The organism is Pantoea graminicola, from assembly GCF_048452665.1.
Lineage (GTDB): Bacteria > Pseudomonadota > Gammaproteobacteria > Enterobacterales > Enterobacteriaceae > Pantoea.
Genome location: NZ_JBLWSJ010000002.1, coordinates 701,033 through 717,524, shown reverse-complemented (window position 1 = coordinate 717,524; position 16,492 = coordinate 701,033). Strand labels below are relative to the sequence as shown.

General features: G+C 47.9%; 16 protein-coding genes and 3 pseudogenes. 6 read left to right on the top strand and 13 right to left on the bottom strand.

Going from position 1 to position 16,492, the window contains the following annotated elements; genetic code table 11:
* Window positions 1-465: 465 nt before the first annotated feature.
* Window positions 466-762 (bottom strand): contact-dependent growth inhibition system immunity protein, encoded by a 297-nt coding sequence (locus ACNY69_RS07355; RefSeq protein ID WP_367395717.1) that lies wholly within the window; start codon window positions 760-762, stop codon window positions 466-468.
* Between the two features lie 146 nt (window positions 763-908).
* Here ACNY69_RS07355 and ACNY69_RS07350 point away from each other — a divergent pair.
* The 3 genes and pseudogenes from ACNY69_RS07350 to ACNY69_RS07345 form a co-directional block, all read left to right on the top strand.
* Window positions 909-1,259, top strand: a pseudogene (locus tag ACNY69_RS07350) (transposase); the annotation flags it as partial.
* Window positions 1,238-1,435, top strand: a complete 198-nt coding sequence (locus ACNY69_RS21675; protein ID WP_472826216.1) for an integrase core domain-containing protein — start codon at window positions 1,238-1,240, stop codon at window positions 1,433-1,435. The pseudogene ACNY69_RS07350 and the gene ACNY69_RS21675, both read left to right, overlap by 22 nt.
* Before the next feature lie 238 nt (window positions 1,436-1,673).
* Complete coding sequence (locus tag ACNY69_RS07345) at window positions 1,674-1,946, top strand: PepSY domain-containing protein (protein ID WP_418797753.1); 273 nt, start codon at window positions 1,674-1,676, stop codon at window positions 1,944-1,946.
* Window positions 1,947-2,268: 322 nt separating this feature from the next.
* Here ACNY69_RS07345 and ACNY69_RS07340 read toward each other — a convergent pair.
* The 12 genes and pseudogenes from ACNY69_RS07340 to ACNY69_RS07285 all read right to left on the bottom strand — a co-directional run.
* Window positions 2,269-3,020, bottom strand: a pseudogene (locus ACNY69_RS07340) (tyrosine-type recombinase/integrase); the annotation flags it as partial.
* A 229-nt stretch (window positions 3,021-3,249) separates the two neighbouring features.
* Window positions 3,250-3,459, bottom strand: coding sequence for a DUF5983 family protein (locus ACNY69_RS07335; RefSeq protein WP_333020817.1), 210 nt, complete (start codon window positions 3,457-3,459; stop codon window positions 3,250-3,252).
* Window positions 3,456-3,836, bottom strand: a complete 381-nt coding sequence (locus ACNY69_RS07330; protein WP_418797751.1) for a TA system toxin CbtA family protein — start codon at window positions 3,834-3,836, stop codon at window positions 3,456-3,458. The genes ACNY69_RS07335 and ACNY69_RS07330 overlap by 4 nt, the downstream gene beginning before the upstream one ends.
* 31 nt (window positions 3,837-3,867) lie before the next feature.
* The gene (locus ACNY69_RS07325) at window positions 3,868-4,194 is read right to left on the bottom strand and encodes a type IV toxin-antitoxin system YeeU family antitoxin (RefSeq protein ID WP_418797749.1); all 327 of its coding nucleotides are present in this window, start codon (window positions 4,192-4,194) and stop codon (window positions 3,868-3,870) included.
* Window positions 4,195-4,204: 10 nt separating this feature from the next.
* Entirely contained in the window at window positions 4,205-4,672 is a 468-nt protein-coding gene (gene radC, locus ACNY69_RS07320) for a RadC family protein (RefSeq protein ID WP_418797747.1), read from the bottom strand.
* A 14-nt stretch (window positions 4,673-4,686) separates the two neighbouring features.
* Window positions 4,687-5,106 carry an antirestriction protein gene (locus ACNY69_RS07315; protein ID WP_418797795.1) on the bottom strand — a complete coding sequence of 140 codons (420 nt, stop codon included), beginning with the start codon at window positions 5,104-5,106 and terminating at the stop codon, window positions 4,687-4,689.
* A gap of 129 nt (window positions 5,107-5,235) precedes the next feature.
* Entirely contained in the window at window positions 5,236-5,679 is a 444-nt protein-coding gene (locus tag ACNY69_RS07310) for an IrmA family protein (protein ID WP_418797745.1), read from the bottom strand.
* A 53-nt stretch (window positions 5,680-5,732) separates the two neighbouring features.
* Window positions 5,733-6,362: pseudogene (locus ACNY69_RS07305) on the bottom strand (hypothetical protein).
* Between the two features lie 24 nt (window positions 6,363-6,386).
* Window positions 6,387-7,076, bottom strand: a complete 690-nt coding sequence (locus tag ACNY69_RS07300; RefSeq protein ID WP_418797743.1) for a transcriptional regulator — start codon at window positions 7,074-7,076, stop codon at window positions 6,387-6,389.
* A gap of 260 nt (window positions 7,077-7,336) precedes the next feature.
* A complete protein-coding gene (locus ACNY69_RS07295) occupies window positions 7,337-8,206 on the bottom strand; it encodes a GTPase family protein (RefSeq protein ID WP_418797741.1) in 870 nt (289 codons plus the stop codon).
* Window positions 8,207-8,387: 181 nt separating this feature from the next.
* The gene (locus tag ACNY69_RS07290; RefSeq protein WP_418797739.1) at window positions 8,388-9,305 is read right to left on the bottom strand and encodes a NotI family restriction endonuclease; all 918 of its coding nucleotides are present in this window, start codon (window positions 9,303-9,305) and stop codon (window positions 8,388-8,390) included.
* A 1-nt stretch (window position 9,306) separates the two neighbouring features.
* Window positions 9,307-10,554, bottom strand: a complete 1,248-nt coding sequence (locus ACNY69_RS07285; RefSeq protein WP_418797737.1) for a DNA cytosine methyltransferase — start codon at window positions 10,552-10,554, stop codon at window positions 9,307-9,309.
* Window positions 10,555-10,937: 383 nt separating this feature from the next.
* Between ACNY69_RS07285 and ACNY69_RS07280 the strand changes: the two genes are divergently transcribed.
* Genes ACNY69_RS07280 through ACNY69_RS07270 form a run of 3 tightly spaced genes read left to right on the top strand, consistent with a single transcriptional unit; the run spans window position 10,938 to window position 16,424 of the window.
* Window positions 10,938-12,845 carry an ABC-three component system protein gene (locus tag ACNY69_RS07280; RefSeq protein ID WP_418797736.1) on the top strand — a complete coding sequence of 636 codons (1,908 nt, stop codon included), beginning with the start codon at window positions 10,938-10,940 and terminating at the stop codon, window positions 12,843-12,845.
* Window position 12,846: 1 nt separating this feature from the next.
* The gene (locus ACNY69_RS07275; protein ID WP_105551916.1) at window positions 12,847-13,446 is read left to right on the top strand and encodes an ABC-three component system middle component 1; all 600 of its coding nucleotides are present in this window, start codon (window positions 12,847-12,849) and stop codon (window positions 13,444-13,446) included.
* Window positions 13,443-16,424: an AAA family ATPase gene (locus tag ACNY69_RS07270; RefSeq protein ID WP_418797734.1), complete on the top strand. Its 2,982-nt coding sequence runs from the start codon at window positions 13,443-13,445 to the stop codon at window positions 16,422-16,424. The genes ACNY69_RS07275 and ACNY69_RS07270 overlap by 4 nt, the downstream gene beginning before the upstream one ends.
* The last annotated feature ends 68 nt before the right edge of the window (window positions 16,425-16,492 follow it).

Below are 16,492 nucleotides of genomic sequence, written 5' to 3'. Positions count from 1 at the left end.
CTCTGTTCAGAATTTGCTGATGTCGTCTACATCCAGACGGTTAATGGCTGATGCAGGTCTGAGATCCTCAGCCCTGCAGAGCTACGTAATTAAAAAGTTTGCAGGAACTGTGCCAATGTAAAAAACTTTTATTATCAATGGGTAAGTAAATTATCGAAGTGATAAGTGTGATGCAGTGCAAAATATCAGTGCGCTGGGTTGGTGCGGTGAAAAGGGATGCGCGTGGGAAGAGGAGCGAGGGTAACTGAGCTTAAGATGGGCAGGTTAGAGTGGTTTTTGGGAAATTAAAGAGACGAAAATGCCCGCGGGGCTGCAGGCTTTTTAGGGGGAGGTGGGGGGGATTGTTAGTCAGGGCTGGTGGAGTGCAAACAGATAGGTCGATCTGTCCTCTTTCGGGTTATTCGATTCTTTTTTTGCGCCTCACCGGGCACTTATTTTTCCTCATCAAACTCACCTCCCAGACGTTTATTTCTCAGACGAAAGCTTTCGCACTGTCATCAGAAATTCGCGTGCAGTGGTTTCCCAGAGTTCAGGCGAGAAGTCAAACTCGTATCGTTGCCTGAACGCCTCTTCAACACCAGAGCCATAAGCGGCGATAAATTCGTCAACCTCTTCGATAAGATCGTTAAGCATCCAGTCTGGCGCAGATTTTTTGTATAACCGGATGATTCCCTCGATCGTATCCTCACCATCATTGATGATGTCAGCGTCCTGGTTGAAGTAACCAAAAACCAGTTGATCAAGAAAATAGAAGTTTTGCATTTTGTACCTATAAACCCGGGAACGCGGTGAGAATGTAATAAGGTTTATCGTTATAACGTTGAAACTCAATGATGATGACCAGCTCCCCGTTGAATAACACACCGCGATGTTAGTTATGTCTTCATAAGTCACATAAGGACTCTCCCATGAAAAAGCGTTTTTCCGCCGAACAGATCATTAGTATTCTCCGCGAGGCTGAAGCCGGGGTTTCTGCCCGTGAACTCTGCCGTAAGCACGCTATTTCCAACGCCCTTTTACACCTGGCGCAAGAAGTATGGCGGCATGGAGGCGCCCGGGGTTAAGCGCCTGAAGTCGCCCCAGGAAGAGAACGCCAGACTCAGGAAGCTGCCTGCCGAAGTGATGCTGGATAAGGAGGCACTTCAGGTGGCTCCGGGGCGAAAGCATTAACGACAGGCCAGAAGCGGGAAGCCGTGGTGTTAATGTGTGATGTGACCGGTCTGTCGCAACGTCGTGCCTGCAGGCTAACAGGTTTGTCCTGAATGAGCACGGGTCTAGCGACATCGTTCACGCCAGGAGAAACATCAATAACTGGCGGCAGGATTATAACGAGTGCCGTCCGCATTCAGCACTCAATTATCAGACGCCATCAGAGTTTGCAGCACGGTGGCGGAATGTAAAATGTGAGGGTAAACAAACCGACATTACTAACTGATGGTTGTATCTAATACTGGGGGCAGGTCACGATACCTCGAAGAGTCATTAGCTGAAACTATCGGCTTGTTAAGAGCCAGAGGGATGAGTAGGGAATATATCATTGAAGGCTTCAAATTCCCTCTTGGAAATACATACGAAATCACCTATACATTGTTGCGGCATGAAACCGCAGGTATTCTTTTGGGGCCAGTAATGGTTGGAGGGTTGATGTATAATGTTTGGTATGGAGTTCAGCAATGATAACGGAAAGTAAAGCTGTTGAAATTGCCAAAGAATATGCGAGAGAAACCGGTCATGGTTGGGATGAGCGTTTTCATGAGGCTGTGAGAACCTCTTTTGATGGTAAGTCTGTTTGGGTTATTTCAACTTCAGATTTAAAATTCTCTGAGGATCTTCCATGGATGATGGAAAGTATGCCTAATCCAATTAAATATTATATAGATGTCTATAGTGGCGAATGTATTGCTGTAGGGGGGAGAGGTAGTGCGATTTTTCGATTGAACAAATGAAGGTGTTCATCAATGACTTTATAAAGCATGAGAGTGTTTTCTCGAAAATTTAAATGCTTTGCCTGCAGGTTTCAAAGGAATAAAGTTATACGGAATCGTTAAGCCTGCTAACAACGTTATCGAATAAGATACAAGGTTTTCTTGTATGCCACTGCGAATGGTATAAATGAGTGCTGCAAGAAGGATGGCGATTAATATCATTGCAACTATGGATCATCCGTAAGCATATGGGCATTTCAAGCTATCCAAACCTTCTTAATAATCCCCTCTATCAGACAGGCAGCGATAGCTTAGTTCTCTGACTCTTAGCGTAATCACTCCACTATTGCATCAAGTACTGTCGCTCTATCAGATATTCTGCACGATTGTATGCTGCGATAATTTCATCTTTTTTTTGGGTGAGCAAGTGCTGCCTCGAGAACTTCAGATCTGTAATTACCGGACTCTTCTGCCACTGTTCCTGCAATAGAACGTATGCCGTGAACTACAAGCTCACCTCCAAACCCCATTCAGATGATAGCTGCATTGCGTTTGGTTCATACATATGATTAAGCGGCGCTTTAATACTGGGGAAAACCTATTCTCTATGGCAACTTATTGATTTCATCAATTCAAGGACGCCCAACGCTTCTTTACTCAAAAGAACTTTGTGAGGCTTTTTCATGAAATCAGCAGGAAGGTTCCAAATGCTGTTGGTTGTATCGATATCAGACCATCTTGCACGAACGGCTTCACCCGGACGCACCCATGTTTATCATTGCCATTCAATCAGCAGTCATGTCTCCAGTCGAAAGGATGCATTGCTTAATGTAGTCAGAAAGCGCGGTAATTCAGAAGGTGGTAGTGCTGGCATATTCTGATTTGTGGGCTTTTAAAGCGCTGTGCAAGGCTATCAGCAGAGTTGAACTCAATCAGTTCCTCAGTAGCTGCCCAACGGAAAATTTCGTATAGCCGTGAGATAATGCGCCTCAGGGTTTCAAAAATCCCATTTTGTTCAACTGGGTCTAGCTGTTGCTTCAAGAGTTTGGGGCGAATCTGTTTTATCGGAACATTACCTAAGCCAGGGAAGACGTTACCTCGGTGGACTGCTACAGACACAAAAAAGCCCGCAGGACTTGTGCCGTGCGGGCTTTCAGGACTTCAGCGGACAATTCTGGTATCGCCGCGAAAGAATTTTGGGCTGGCGGAGTCTGAATTGGCCTGCTAACCGCCTGAATTAAAATGTTAATTATTCAATTCAATTATTCTTTGGTGCCTAAGAAGGTGCCTAAAACTAATTTTCATTTTATCGGTCCGCTTGGCCTTATCTTACAAGGCTGCTCAGATGATGGCGAGAGCTGGTTTCGACAATCATCTCGCCGGGTTCCTCCGCGATACGCAGCGACAGTCCCTGCGTATTAACGGCATTCATCATCTCTGCCATGTCGATACCGTCAACCTCCACTGTGATTTTGCCCATGTTCAGCGCCAGCACGCTGATGCTGTCAGCGCTGAGGCTAAGACCGATTTTCACTGTGTTTTATCCTCCCGATACCGGCCCGTTGTGATGCGGGTGATGGTGCTGTAGCCGCTGCTTACTATCAGCCCGGTTGCACGGCGGGCACGCAGGATGTCGATGGCACCAATCAGCGATGAGCGCTCGGTGAGGCTGGAACGGCTGTGGCCAGTGCGCACCAGTTCATATCTTTCCACAATGAAATTGACAGCATCACACAGCGATATACCGGCGTTGATGTGTGCCTGAATCACGCTGTCTTCGCCAAATGGCGTGTCGTTGAGCGTGAGGCCATAGTGTTTATCCAGCAGATGTGTGAGCAACAGCTGCCAGACCTGTACGGGAGACGGGCAAGGCTCAGCCGCCCGTGGCTTAGGTAACGGTAAAATTTGCATTGGGTGTGTCCTGTTTTTTTGAGGTGGCCGGTCAGCCGGTTACAGTCGAAGAGGGATAAATCGCGATGTAAACATAACCGTGTGAGCCGAGCGTGTCGGCTTCGCAGCTCAGCCCGATGTGATGCAAGGTAACGCGTTGCTGCTGGCGGAGACTCAGCTCTCCAGCTAAAAGCATCTGTTCCAGCTGTTTCATTATCAGCGGAAAAGCCTGGTCAAGGCGCAATGCTTCATCATCGCTGAAGTCGCCGGTAAATCCTGCCCGGTCAGCCAGAAAGTGCAGCCGGTTGCCTTCCTGCACCAGCCTGGCTCCGAAGCACGGCGTTTTACTACACGTAAGCCCCCATTGTTGAGAATGCATATGTCCTCCCTCAGGACCAGCCGCGTTCGGCGAACGAGACAATCTCTTGGCTGCCGACAATCAGGTGGTCCAGTACGCGTACCTCAACCAGCGCCAGCGCTTTTTTCAGCCGTTCGGTGATACGCCGGTCGGCATCGCTGGGCTCGGCATATCCGGACGGATGATTGTGGGCAAAGATTGCCGCAGCGGCGTTGTGCCGTAATGCGGCTTTAACCACTTCGCGGGGATGAACTTCCGTGCTGGTGATGGAGCCGTGAAATAATGTTTCGTGCGCCAGCATCCGGTTCTGATTATCCAGACACACCACCATAAACACTTCCCGCTCCAGTCCTGCAAGGTTCAGCCTCAGCCAGTCTCGGGTGAGTGCTGCTGAGGTAAATGCCACGCCAGGTTCGCGCAGGTGATTTTCGATAAGCGTCAGGGCGCGTTTTATGGTGCGATGTGAAGTGAGCGGATGGGGCAATACTGTATTTTCCATAATACTCTCCGCCGTCAGTCGATGATGTGCATGATAGCGCTGCTTTCAGGATGGCTCAGAGCAAATTCACGAAGCTGATAGTAATGTTCGCTCATGGCGGGGCTTTCGGTTCTGCAGGCATGGTGGCTCCAGTTCAGTAGGCAAGCAGTGATACCAGCAGCCTCGCTGCTCATCTCCGCGCTGTTGCCATTCAGCTTGTTGAACATGGCCCAGTTATCTTCATTGTCGGGTGCGATGAAGGCACCACCATTGCTGAGGGTGTAGTAATTCCAGTATCCGCCATTGTAGGCTTCGCACAGGCGATCCATCCAGGCGAAAGCGCGAGGCTCCAGCAGCGTCCATTGCGGGATCTTGCTGAAGTGTTTGGGCCAGAAATTAAGGCGCTGCCTGTTCGGTACGAGTGACGCGTTGATGAGTGATGTGATTTGATCTATGTTGATTCCGTATTAGATGTTTAAAAACAAAAAGGCCATGCTTCCCGGAGGAGGCATGGCCTGGTATGTTTTAAGTGAGTGCTGATAAGCTGGGGTGTTGCAGATGCCTTTCTCAGCCAGTGGTGACGTTTACTTCACGGCAACTGATACTGACAATGGCTGGTAATATTGCGGATCGAATATGGTCAGTGGCAGATCGGTCTGATGACCTGCATGTAATTCAGTTACCTTCAAAATTTCAACGGCACTGACACCTTCAGCACATTCATGCTCCAGAAAAGCGTCCTGTGAGCGTGTTGCGTCACTTTCTCCGAAGGGAGCTACTTCCATGACGCCTTGCGCGAGCGTTTTGCCAGCTTTGTCTTTCAAACGCAGTGACACATTCAGTTGGCCGAAACCTGCACCACTTCCACCGTTATCAAGGCGAAACTGATAAACGCAAGTATTGCCAGGAGTCCATATTGTATCGGTGTTACGGATACTGATGTAGCGTTGTTCGTCGGCCTGTGCGGGTTGCAAATGGCACCACGTAAAACCTGCGATAAAAGGTAAGGCTTTAACAAATCGGTTCAAAAATGATGCTCCTGATTTTGATAAAGGGTCGCTTTGCTGTTGCTGGAAGGACTTCAGCAGTTGCCCGTACGACGACATAATTCCGCCAGACTTTGCTGTGCTACCCACTGCTGTAACTTCCGATCCTCTTCCGAACGTTTGGCTGCCAGAGCAGCCTGTTGCTGCTTATTCACACAATTATCCGGCATGACCATAACGACTTTCGGGGTCATCTGCTGTCTGATCTTTTTTGCTTTAGCATCGACATCATCAACGGGCGGGTAACTAAGAAGGTCATCAATTGCTTTTTGCCGTGCTGAAGATTGATTGTCGATAATAGCGAAATAGCATCCTTCACCTTTGTCTTCTCCCTGATAGACCGTTTCAATGTCATTGTAGGTTTCACCTACAGGCTCCACTTTCAATTGGCGAATCGTGTGCGTCTTTTTATCGGCAAGAAAAAGCGCACCGCCACCACGGACACGTAACAGAAACTGTTTTGTCCACGGATAATTATCAATCACACTGGCCTGATAGAGCATGTTGTGCAGTGTGTTGTCATCCATGCCATCGGCTGATTTCCAGCCTTCAGCCTGCATGTATTGCTAGGCTTTGACTGTACCGACAATATTCCCAGCTTCAGCGGTAAAAACAGCCCCAAGGCAAATGCTGGCGACCAGCGCTGTAGTAGTAAGCAGTTTCATAGTGATTATTCCTTTTGAGGTATCTCATCCCACCGCTGGTGCGACAAGCAGTGAATAGAAAAAGCGAAAATGAGGTAATGCCCGGAGAAATTCCGGGGATGAAAGTACGCTGGAAAGCTCTCTTTTCGGTGTAAACATCTCTGAATGGCATGTGACGGAATGGATGATGTGCAGCGGGAAAACGGTTATTTTCCCGAGGTGCTCCCCTACCAGGAACCAGTCACCGGCACTGAAAATTAGCCGGTAAGGTGCAAGACCGTCACAACGACATCCGTCTGCCAGTAAGGTAATAAGGCGTTGTTCAGTCGCTGCACTGACGAGGCGAGTAAAAATGCCCGGACGCGTTGGTGAAGCTGGCGATTCCTGATGCCAGACAAGACACGGCGGCGAGCCCTGGCGATTAAGAAGTGAGCTGACCAGATGGCTGTCCATATCCGGAAACAGAGCGCCAATACCTGACTGGCGGGCAAATTGCATCGCGGCCTCTTCCCTGAGTTCATGTCGCCCTCCCGTCAACAGGCGGCAGCAGCCGTTCTGATATTCGAGATCGAGGTAAATCAACCGTTCGCGAAAATCACGCTGCAGCGTGCGTTCCGAAACACCAAACTCTACCGCAAGCATGCGTACATTCAGCGTTTCACCGGCGATCAAGCGGCTGATAATCAGCGACAGCCGAACAGACAAGCGATCATAACGACGCTCAGCCTGAGACATTTATGATCTCCATGACAGGTAAGTGATTAATAAAGATGGTGTTACTGTAATGTGCGCTGTGGACAGGTTATGTCGGTGGCGCGTGGCTACGTGGTTAATGCGGATTGGTACTCTGGGTGCGAGATAGGGAGGGGGTACAAGTTTACAGCTGGTATTATCTTCTTGTGGTGCCGACAGGTTGTGTCGGTGATGCTGGAATTGTCTGTAAACCTATGGATAAACGAAGTAATTCACCATCGACATGATGATGTTTCATTTCGTCAGCAGAAAATCCAGTCCCAGACGGCACGCGCCATCGACACTACGGCATCCCGGATACTATTAATCACGGCTTTGAATGACTGAGGCAGAGTCGTTGTCACAGAATCAAACACTGCGCCTGTCGCACGACCGAAATCTTCACGCGCCTGCTTTTTTACGGATTCACTGCACAATCTCTCGTGCAGTTGCGTTGCCAGAGGACTGGTCGCTCGATCCGGAAGACAACGCATCATGGTTTCGACCAGCATCGGAAGGTTCCATTCCGTTCTGGCAGAGATGCTGCATACTGGGTTAAAGGGGGAGAACAGGTGACGAATGGATTCCTTTTTTGCATCAATATTAGCCGACTGATTCGATGATGGTGTATTGCTGGTGGCGTCCCATTCATTGCTGGGCTCGATTTTATCGGCCTGATTAACGACAAACAGCACCCTGTGTTGATAGCCAGCCATCACCTGCTGATAAAACCGCTCATCAATCGAGAAAGCGCGATCATCAGCTTTGATAACCCACAGGATCAGATCTAGCTCAGGAAGAATATTGCGGTACAGGGCTTCGTACTCCTCATCGCGCATTTCACTCTCGCCAACGCCCGGCAAATCTACTAGTACTAGGCTGTGGTCGCCGCTGTAAAGACGAAAATGCAATGCCTCCCGGGTGCATGCGCTGACATCGCTTACTGAAGTAACGTTGCCAGCAAATAGCGCGTTACAGACACTGCTATTGCCTGCACCTGTTTTCCCCATGAAGCCAATCACGGGTTCATATTTGGTAAGTGTGTGAAAGTGGTCGAGAATAAGATTTCGAACAGTGGCAGGAAGGGAAGCCAGTGGCTTCTCGATGGCTTGTAGGCCGTCAGATTTGGTCATACAGAGATCTCAGCGTTGAAATAAAAACCCCCGCAATCCATAAAGGATGCGGGGGACTCACTGAGATGATATCTATCTAAAATTATTTGAAATGTGTGATAAATAAATTCGATAGGGTGTTCAATTCTGATTGAGAGTATATCATTCACCTTTACCGGCAACATCAACTATGAATTGTTTATTAAGTCTTTCCTTTTTCGTTGCCTAGTGCCATATCGATAGCTGTTCGGTAGACGTTTTCATCTGGTAAAGTAACGTTATTGAATGCTTCCTGAACTTTGTAAACCGTAGTTGAATGAGGAGGTAATCCATTTAGCGGAACGGTTGAACCGTCGATCATATTTGTATCGTGCTCGTAAGCAAGAAACGTGATCGACGCGGGTTGCAGCGCATAACGAATCAAGCCTCTGGCCCCACCAAGACGTCCCATTATTCTTGTGTAAACCGGATACGGGCATACAAAAAATAAGCCTTTTCGGCATAATGCTTCGCGTTGTAACACCTGGCCCTTGTAGATAAGTTGCGGCAAGATTCGCTTATTAACATTTTCCCAGTTCATGCCAACTGTTGTCGTTGGATTTGTGCGTTCAGGTGAAAGCAAACCTTCCCGCCCATTGCGGTAATTACCCGTTGTATCGATAGTCTGTACTTCAACGGCGACAAATTCTTTTAATTTACCATTAGCATCAAGCAGTGCCAGAACCCAATCTACAAAGTAACTTCCCGCGCCATCTTTTTGCGGTAGCCGTAATTCACCACCCCAGCGTTTGCCAAAGACAGCAACGACGGGTTCTTGTTTCGCTTTCGCTCTTTCCGAAGCTTTCCCACCGGCGACCAGCTCATAATCTTCCTCAAAGGCAATTTTAGCTACGTCATATAAGATACGATATTTGTCTGCGTATAAACGAATAGGGCAACACATAACCGGCCCAGATGTCATCGGTTTGATCGTACAAACTCCAGCAACTATGCCATCACTAAGGCGCTTCTCGCATGTCTCGGCCAAAAAGGGGCATTGTCTTTCGTTGACGGCAGCGATTGCCGCAGCTGAATGGTCATCAGCACGATAACCAAAAAATTCCCAAATTTTGCCTGCCACTTTACGCTTCCCTAACTTTATTTTTAGTTATCTTACCATTACCAAGAACACGGGCAATTGTCCGACCTAAAGCAGCACCAAGCAACGGCGGCACAGCATTGCCGACTTGTTCATATTGCTCAGCCCTTGAACCGCAAAATATGTAAGTGTCAGGGAAAGATTGCAACCGAGCCGCCTCACGAACTGTAAAGGCTCTGTCCTGCTCATAGTGAAAATACGCTCCCCAGTGAGGATCGCATTTGGTCAGGATTGTGGATGCAAGACCATCCGGATGAACTCGACCGTAGCGTTTTGTATGGTCGCTTCGCCGGGCCATGCGCATTCCCCTTGGTAAAAGATCGTCAGGAATGTCAGTCCAGTTTCCCCCTTGGGGTATATGTGCCATACGCTCAAGATTGATTTTGCTTAAACGACCTGCTTCGTGGCACGTCACACCATCAGAACCAATTCGCATTAATTGTTGATACTGATTATCAGCCGGATGCCGATAAGATTTCACTGGTTCACCCATTTCTCCATTGCGCAGTATGGGTAAATCATCAATCGCATCTCTGACCGTAACATGTGACGGTAATTCCAGCGACAATGGTAAGTTAACTAAATTCTTTCCACCAAATTGTGAGGTGAAATTTATTCTCACGGGAGCTTGCCTGAGTGGCTCTGGGAAAAGTTCAGTTGGGTTAATACCATCTCTGCAGCCGAGAATAATCGTTCTCCAGCGGGTTTGGGGAATCCCAAAATGAGGTGCATACAGGATTCTAACGTCAGAATCATAGCCAAGGGATTTTAGAGATTCGAGAATTGCATCCAGCGTTGCTCCTCCCTCAAATGACACCATTCCTGGGACGTTTTCGATAATTACTGCTCGAGGCTGAAATTCTGAAACGAAACGCAAATATTCACGGAACAGGTGATTTCGAGAATCCTCGTTAGATCGTTTAGGCGCATTAATAGAAAAGCCTTGGCAAGGCGGGCCTCCGGCGATTAAATCTAACTCACCTCTTTTCAGTCCCAAGAGACTGCGGATTTTTTGAGCATCTACTTCACGGATGTCTCGACTCTCCACCTTGGTTCCAGGGTGATTGATTGCATAGGTTTGCGCGTAGCGTGGGGAAATCTCGTTGGCATAAAGCGACGTGAAGCCTGCTTCCTTCAAACCCTCAGACAGCCCCCCCGCCCCGGCAAACAAATCGATCGAAGTCAGACGCCCTGAAACGGCGCACATTTCTAAAGAATCGAATTGGTTCATATCACTTTTCTCTTGTTTACTGACCTAACTATAAGGCGGTAGCGTGTCGCGAACATAGCCGATTTTTATCGTAGATTATACCCCAAATGACCTTATCCTTGCTTAGAGATATGCCCTGGCCAGTGCTTAAAACGTGATGCACATTACTGGCTTAACCAAGGCGGAGATCGCGCTGTGGGTATTGCATGTCACTTCGGCAATAACTGAACTCCATAACTATACAGATATACAGTACTTATTAGAATGGCAGGCTGTAAAGATTTAGAAGAAAACGTTTGTTTCCTACTTAAGAACGAGGGGTAAACTCACTATAAAAACACTTGAAATTCAGTTAGCATGATTAAGTTTTCTTTCAGGGTAGAAATGCAATAAGGAAAATCTGAATGCTCAGAAGGTTCCGGTTAGAGCGGAAGTCTGATTATGAAAAGCTGGTGATTGCTCAGCGTCTGGCAGACATGCTTGATAAATTCTTGAGCGGAAGGCTGGCGCCTCTGTCGATTGGTGCTGAACAAGGTGGCATTGACGAGTGGGACGATGTGGTAATCATGCACACCACAGACCACTATGAGCATTTACAGATTAAGCGCCAGTCGACTGATTTTTGTACCAAAGATCCTGACAAAGCTGTACAACTCGCTAAAAAACCCAGAAAAGGTTCCTCTCCCACCTCCCCGACTAATTCCGTTTTAGACTCGGCGTTTTCCAGTCTTGCTAGAATCGCGAAAGCGGGAAAACTTGTTGAATCTCCCAAACGTGAGTTCAGACTCACCCTAGTGGGTCTGCACCTGCAGATAAAAGATAATTTTACAGTCAATCATTTAGAAGAATTCTGTGATCTTTGTCGCCAAACAGGACTCAGTGTAGAGGAATTAGCTAAGCGTCAGGATGGCCCAACTACGAGGGCTTATCAATGGCTAACAACCTGGTGCGGATTCGAAGACTGGGACCAAATACGAAATGTTCTTCGCTGGGTTCAAATCAGTTGTATCGGTAACGATTCGGCATTAAAAGATCGGACAATTCACTCGCTTGGCCGTTACTTCAGCGATCCGAATCGTACACTGGACCGTTTAATTACCTATATCGCGGCAGAAACATCTGACGTCGCAGCCTTGGGATGCCATGACGTCGTCCAGGAACTGCGAAGTGAACTGCGCCCTGATGTTGAAACCTGGGTGCAGTATCAGTTAAGCGATGGTTCTACTATGACTAGTAAAACTTGGTCATTAGCCGGAACGCTTGATCTTGCCGGTCCAACAGAAAGGTCCGCAAAAGGAGTAGTTGAGCACATGTGGAGTCGTGAGCCCGGTAACCGCAAGCTCAGAGTGTATGCCAATTACTCCCCCCCAGCAGGCGATAATCTGACTCTTCTTTCTGCCATTGTGCGTATGGCTTTGCATTTACCACAAGGTAGTCAGGGGCTGATGTTAGGTGAACCAGCGTGGCGCAGTAGCGTTGGTCATGAAATTGGACACACGCTTGGCTGTGCAGAATATGACTTCAGCGACCTGCCTTGGCTTGAAAATGCCGAACGCCTATCGTGTGCACAGGATTATGAATTTAAGACATTAAATGCTGCTCGAGGTGAAGCGGAAGCGCTTGGTAAAGCCATGGACGATGTGGTGTGGCAACGCCTTCTCCAAGGGGTCTCAGAAAAACTTGGCTCAATCTCAGATTCGGCGCTAGCAGATGCGATGGAGAGGGTTTGGCAGTCATGGCTGAGCGGGTTCTCAGCTGTACCTGAAAACCGCCGAAAGTTCATGGATCAGCTTTTGTATCCGAAAACTGAGAGAAAAAATGAAAAACATGCGCTTCGCCTTGGCCTTCGTACTTTAAATCTTCTTGTTACCGCTGTTGAAACCTTGTTGCTGGTTGCAGTGGGTTTGCCTGAGGGCAGTAATAACTGGGAAGCTTTTCAGGAAGATGGCCCAGTATTGAGCATTGCTCTTAAGTACTGGTCTGGCCCTGTGGGTGGTTTTTCGGGAGTACGTGAGCTTTCTGACGATCCGTTAATAGCCGTTATTGGCCCTAATCCGAATCCCATCGTTATCTTATCGGGTGTGAGTTCATCCCCATCAGAATTATTGAATAGAGGAATGGCTGACGACGCAGAGACCGCGACCAGTATGGCCGCAGAGCGTCAACCTCACCTGCTCGTCACGCGGTCTGGTATGTTTCGTCATTTGCATAACGGAACACTTGACTCTGTACGCCAACATTTCACTAAGCAGTGGCAAGATCGAAAGCTAGCTCGTGAATCGGCCCTTGAGAAGAATATGAAAGGATCCTGAAATGCCGACAATCCAAGAACTCGTTACTGCTATAACCAAGCGTGCTGAGGGCCGCTATGAAGTTCATTTTCCAGATGTGGAAGAAATGGTTTCTCCCTCAATTGATATCGGCATCACTGCAATACAACTCAGACGCATTAACCGGGAAAATGCCGGATGGCGGACAGTGCTGATCACGGCATTTCTTAATAGCTTGGATAATATTCAGAGTGCTTTCCGATGGGCCGCTGATATCCGGGACATACTTGCAGAGCCGCAGACGGCAGACCTTTACATGTTTATGCTCATCGATGGAGTTGAGTCAGAAGATGCTGCCCGTTTTGAAACGGACGATCGATTCTGCAGGAAGGTGGTACTCAGAAAGCAGGAAGATATTGACTCCTTCCTTGATCGGAGTTTTCTGGCGTCTTTAACACCCGCGAGAAGTGGGAATGATATCAGCGATCCTCTGCTAGCGTCTCTGAACTCTATGTGTCAAGCACACTCTTGGGTAGAACCTCACCTCGAAGTATGGCGTGAATTGTTGCTCTCTGAGAAATCTGGCGATGAAATTGTTAATTCGCTGAGGGATATGGCGTTTGGAGAGAAGGACGTCCAATGAAAAAACTTAAATCTATCACGCTCTCAAACGTCCGCCGATACGGTACCGACACCAAAATTGAGCTCAGTGGCGGTGCAACCATTTTACTGGCCCCTAACGGTACGGGAAAAACGGCCTTCTTCGAAGCGATCGAATTTAGTCTCACGGGTAATATTTCTCGTCTAGGTGAAAATCTCTCACCCATTATCAGGGACAGCCAGACAGTCGCTAAGGTGGTCTTGGATTTTGGGGATGTACAAGCCTCTGCGCAGGTGAGCAACGAAGGTAACGTCGAAAGGACTGGTGATTTAAGCTCTCTCTTTCCGGATACGAATTCTGAGGACATCCCCTTTTTACTGAGACTTACCCACTTGCTGGATCAGCGCGAGGGACAATGGCTGGTAAAAGCGGATGCAAAAGTTGCTGGCGCACAACTGGCTCGCTTGCCAATTGGTAAAGATGGAACCCTAGTTAGTAATGCTCTTGGCGGCATTCGCCGCGTTCTCACTGAAAAGCTGAAGCAAGCAAAGGGAGCCCTTGAGGCGCTCGAAGCTGAGTTTGGGGAGTGGCAAAGTTTGATTCTTGATAGGGACCAGGCGGCCTCACAATCTCAGGGTGCCCTGCGCACTAAAGAAAACATCGCAGAATCAATCTCAGACATCGCTCGCAATACTCAGAGTGCAGAACAATTGCCATTAGGTTTACTGATTCCGCCAGTGGGTATCAGCAATCTGGAAACAATGCACGAGGCATTGGAGCAAACAGTACAAGCAAACTTGGGCCGACTTCGCGAACAGATTGCAGCGCTTATGGAAGTAGATGGATTAATTGGCCGGTTCGTTTCTGAACAAGCGCGTTCTGAGCAGCTTGGCAATATACTTATAACTGCTAAAGAGGAACTTTCAAAAAAACAACAGGAACGCTCTCAGCTAGTTGATAAAAAAGATAAACTCCAGAAGGAACTTGTCACAGCTGAAGCAGAACGTGATCTAATTATACAGCAGCTTAACCGGCTCAATAGTGAGGCGCGAACCAAAGAGGCCTTCGAACAATCTAAGCTTGACTTGGCTTCAGCTGAAAAAGCGTTGGCCGACGCTCAGTCTCTGGCATCAACCTTGAGGCACGTACATGAGGGAAGGGAACAGCTCCGTATTGAACATGAACTTATAAATAAACAGCGTAAGTCTTTGCAGCTTGTAGATAGTGAATTAATTAGTGCTCATCAACTTATTAAGCGCTGGGAAGGCATTCTTCAACATATTGCGACCATTACAGACTTAGTTAGCAATGAGGAAATTCAGGAGCGTGTACTTCAGGAGCGTCTTCATACCGCGAACTCGTTAAAGGTATCAGCTGAAACAGATGAGCTTTTAGTGAAGCAATTCCATGAGATGCTCACGTCTACTGCTGACTCTATAAGGCAATCCGTAGCCACAATTGCTGCACATTTACCAGAGGATCGCGGGGACTGCCCTTTATGTGGAGTGGAACACGGCGCTGCCGTTCTTCATGAACGTATTACCAGATCATTAGAGGCTATAGACCCCAAAGTTATCGAGGCAGAACAGCGCGTTAAAACAGCATCCGATCACTTGCGTAAATGCACAGAAACAGTGACGAATACTGAAACAGAATTGAAAACGTGCCAGAGTAAAATTGCTGAACTGCGAGGCGATATCGTTCGCTCAGTGGCGGAGATCAATCAACTCAAAACAAACATCCTTCTTGACGGAGATACGCTACAACTAGCGAAATCGTCTATCCTTCGTCGCGAAGAATCAAATGCTTCAGCGAAACAGCAGCTTGACGAAAAGCAGCTTAACCTTGCCCCCTTACCGACACCCGATATATTGGAAGCGTCTAAAAACGCGTACCAAACGTCGACTCGCGAGCTGGATACTGCGCGGCAGAATCGGGCTGGAGCCTTGGCTAGTCTTGAACAAACAACCGCTGCACTAGCCGCAATAACAGCAGGTGCACCCCCTTCAAAAACGCTGACTGATTTATCCACTGAACAAAACAAAAATACCATTCAACTATCTGAATTAAAATCGAAAATTGAGGCTGAGCAATCTGCATTAGAAAGACAGAATATCCCTTTAACTGAAGTTATTAATAAGATAAGTGGCCTCGAAAAGCAGATTACTGACGTTCAGGCTCAGCTAGCCTCAATCCGGTATTCATGGAGACAACTGTCCTTTCCCGGCGATCCCTCACTCGAAGTGGCGAGCAGTAAAGAGATTCAACTGCAGTCATCAGTTGCTGACCTGTCCCGACATTCAGAACAATTGCAAACACTCAAAATTGAGATTGGTACCTGGAGCAAGCTTGAACAGACTCGTTTGGCACAAGGGCTTATAGATCGTCGCCGAGGAACATCATCGGAGGGGGAATTTGCTACGAGTCTTAACCAGCGAATTGATAACGAAAGAAAAAATCAGATGCAGTTGCTGCAATTATCTGAAGCGATCGAGACGCTCAATCGTTGCCTATCTGCTGAGATATCGAATGTACAAAAACATGTGCTCTCTGTCGTTCCAAGGTGGCAGGCTTTGCTCAAACGCGTAGTTAGAGAGCAGCGCTTTACTGGAACCAGTTTGGGTTTTCGCAGTATCTACAGAAAGGAACATGCTGAGGTATCTGTTCCGCTACATGGGGAGTCAGTACCGGTTCCGGCGATAGCGAGCGAAGCTCAGCTTACTGATCTACAGCTTACCTTCTTGCTCTCCATGGCATTGGAGCACCAGTGGTCCTCATGGCGCTGCCTGCTTCTGGATGACCCGACACAGCATCATGACCTGGTCCACGCAGCATCCGTATTCGATTTATTGCGTGATTACATAGTTGATCATGGTTTCCAGGTTGTAATTGCAACGCATGATGCTCTTCAGGCCAGATATTTCATGCGCAAACTGCAAAATGACGGAATTGATGCACGGCTGTGGTCGCTCATTCCAACTCCTGAGGGGGTTAAGGCATCGGAGATGCAGATAGCCTAATAACATTGTGCCAGCTGATAAAGCACGGCTGCGGGACTAACCCTGAGGCTTGGCGACCGGGATCTGCT

Excerpts from the sequence above, each read along its gene's own strand:
- ACNY69_RS07325 (WP_418797749.1), bottom strand. The coding sequence starts at position 4,194 with ATGCATTCTCAACAATGGGGGCTTACGTGTAGTAAAACGCCGTGCTTC.
- ACNY69_RS07280 (WP_418797736.1), top strand. The coding sequence starts at position 10,938 with ATGCTCAGAAGGTTCCGGTTAGAGCGGAAGTCTGATTATGAAAAGCTG.
- ACNY69_RS07345 (WP_418797753.1), top strand. The coding sequence starts at position 1,674 with ATGATAACGGAAAGTAAAGCTGTTGAAATTGCCAAAGAATATGCGAGA.
- ACNY69_RS07275 (WP_105551916.1), top strand. The coding sequence starts at position 12,847 with ATGCCGACAATCCAAGAACTCGTTACTGCTATAACCAAGCGTGCTGAG.
- ACNY69_RS07295 (WP_418797741.1), bottom strand. The coding sequence starts at position 8,206 with ATGACCAAATCTGACGGCCTACAAGCCATCGAGAAGCCACTGGCTTCC.
- ACNY69_RS07330 (WP_418797751.1), bottom strand. The coding sequence starts at position 3,836 with ATGCAAATTTTACCGTTACCTAAGCCACGGGCGGCTGAGCCTTGCCCG.
- ACNY69_RS07300 (WP_418797743.1), bottom strand. The coding sequence starts at position 7,076 with ATGTCTCAGGCTGAGCGTCGTTATGATCGCTTGTCTGTTCGGCTGTCG.
- radC (WP_418797747.1), bottom strand. The coding sequence starts at position 4,672 with ATGGAAAATACAGTATTGCCCCATCCGCTCACTTCACATCGCACCATA.
- ACNY69_RS07270 (WP_418797734.1), top strand. The coding sequence starts at position 13,443 with ATGAAAAAACTTAAATCTATCACGCTCTCAAACGTCCGCCGATACGGT.
- ACNY69_RS07285 (WP_418797737.1), bottom strand. The coding sequence starts at position 10,554 with ATGAACCAATTCGATTCTTTAGAAATGTGCGCCGTTTCAGGGCGTCTG.
- ACNY69_RS07355 (WP_367395717.1), bottom strand. The coding sequence starts at position 762 with ATGCAAAACTTCTATTTTCTTGATCAACTGGTTTTTGGTTACTTCAAC.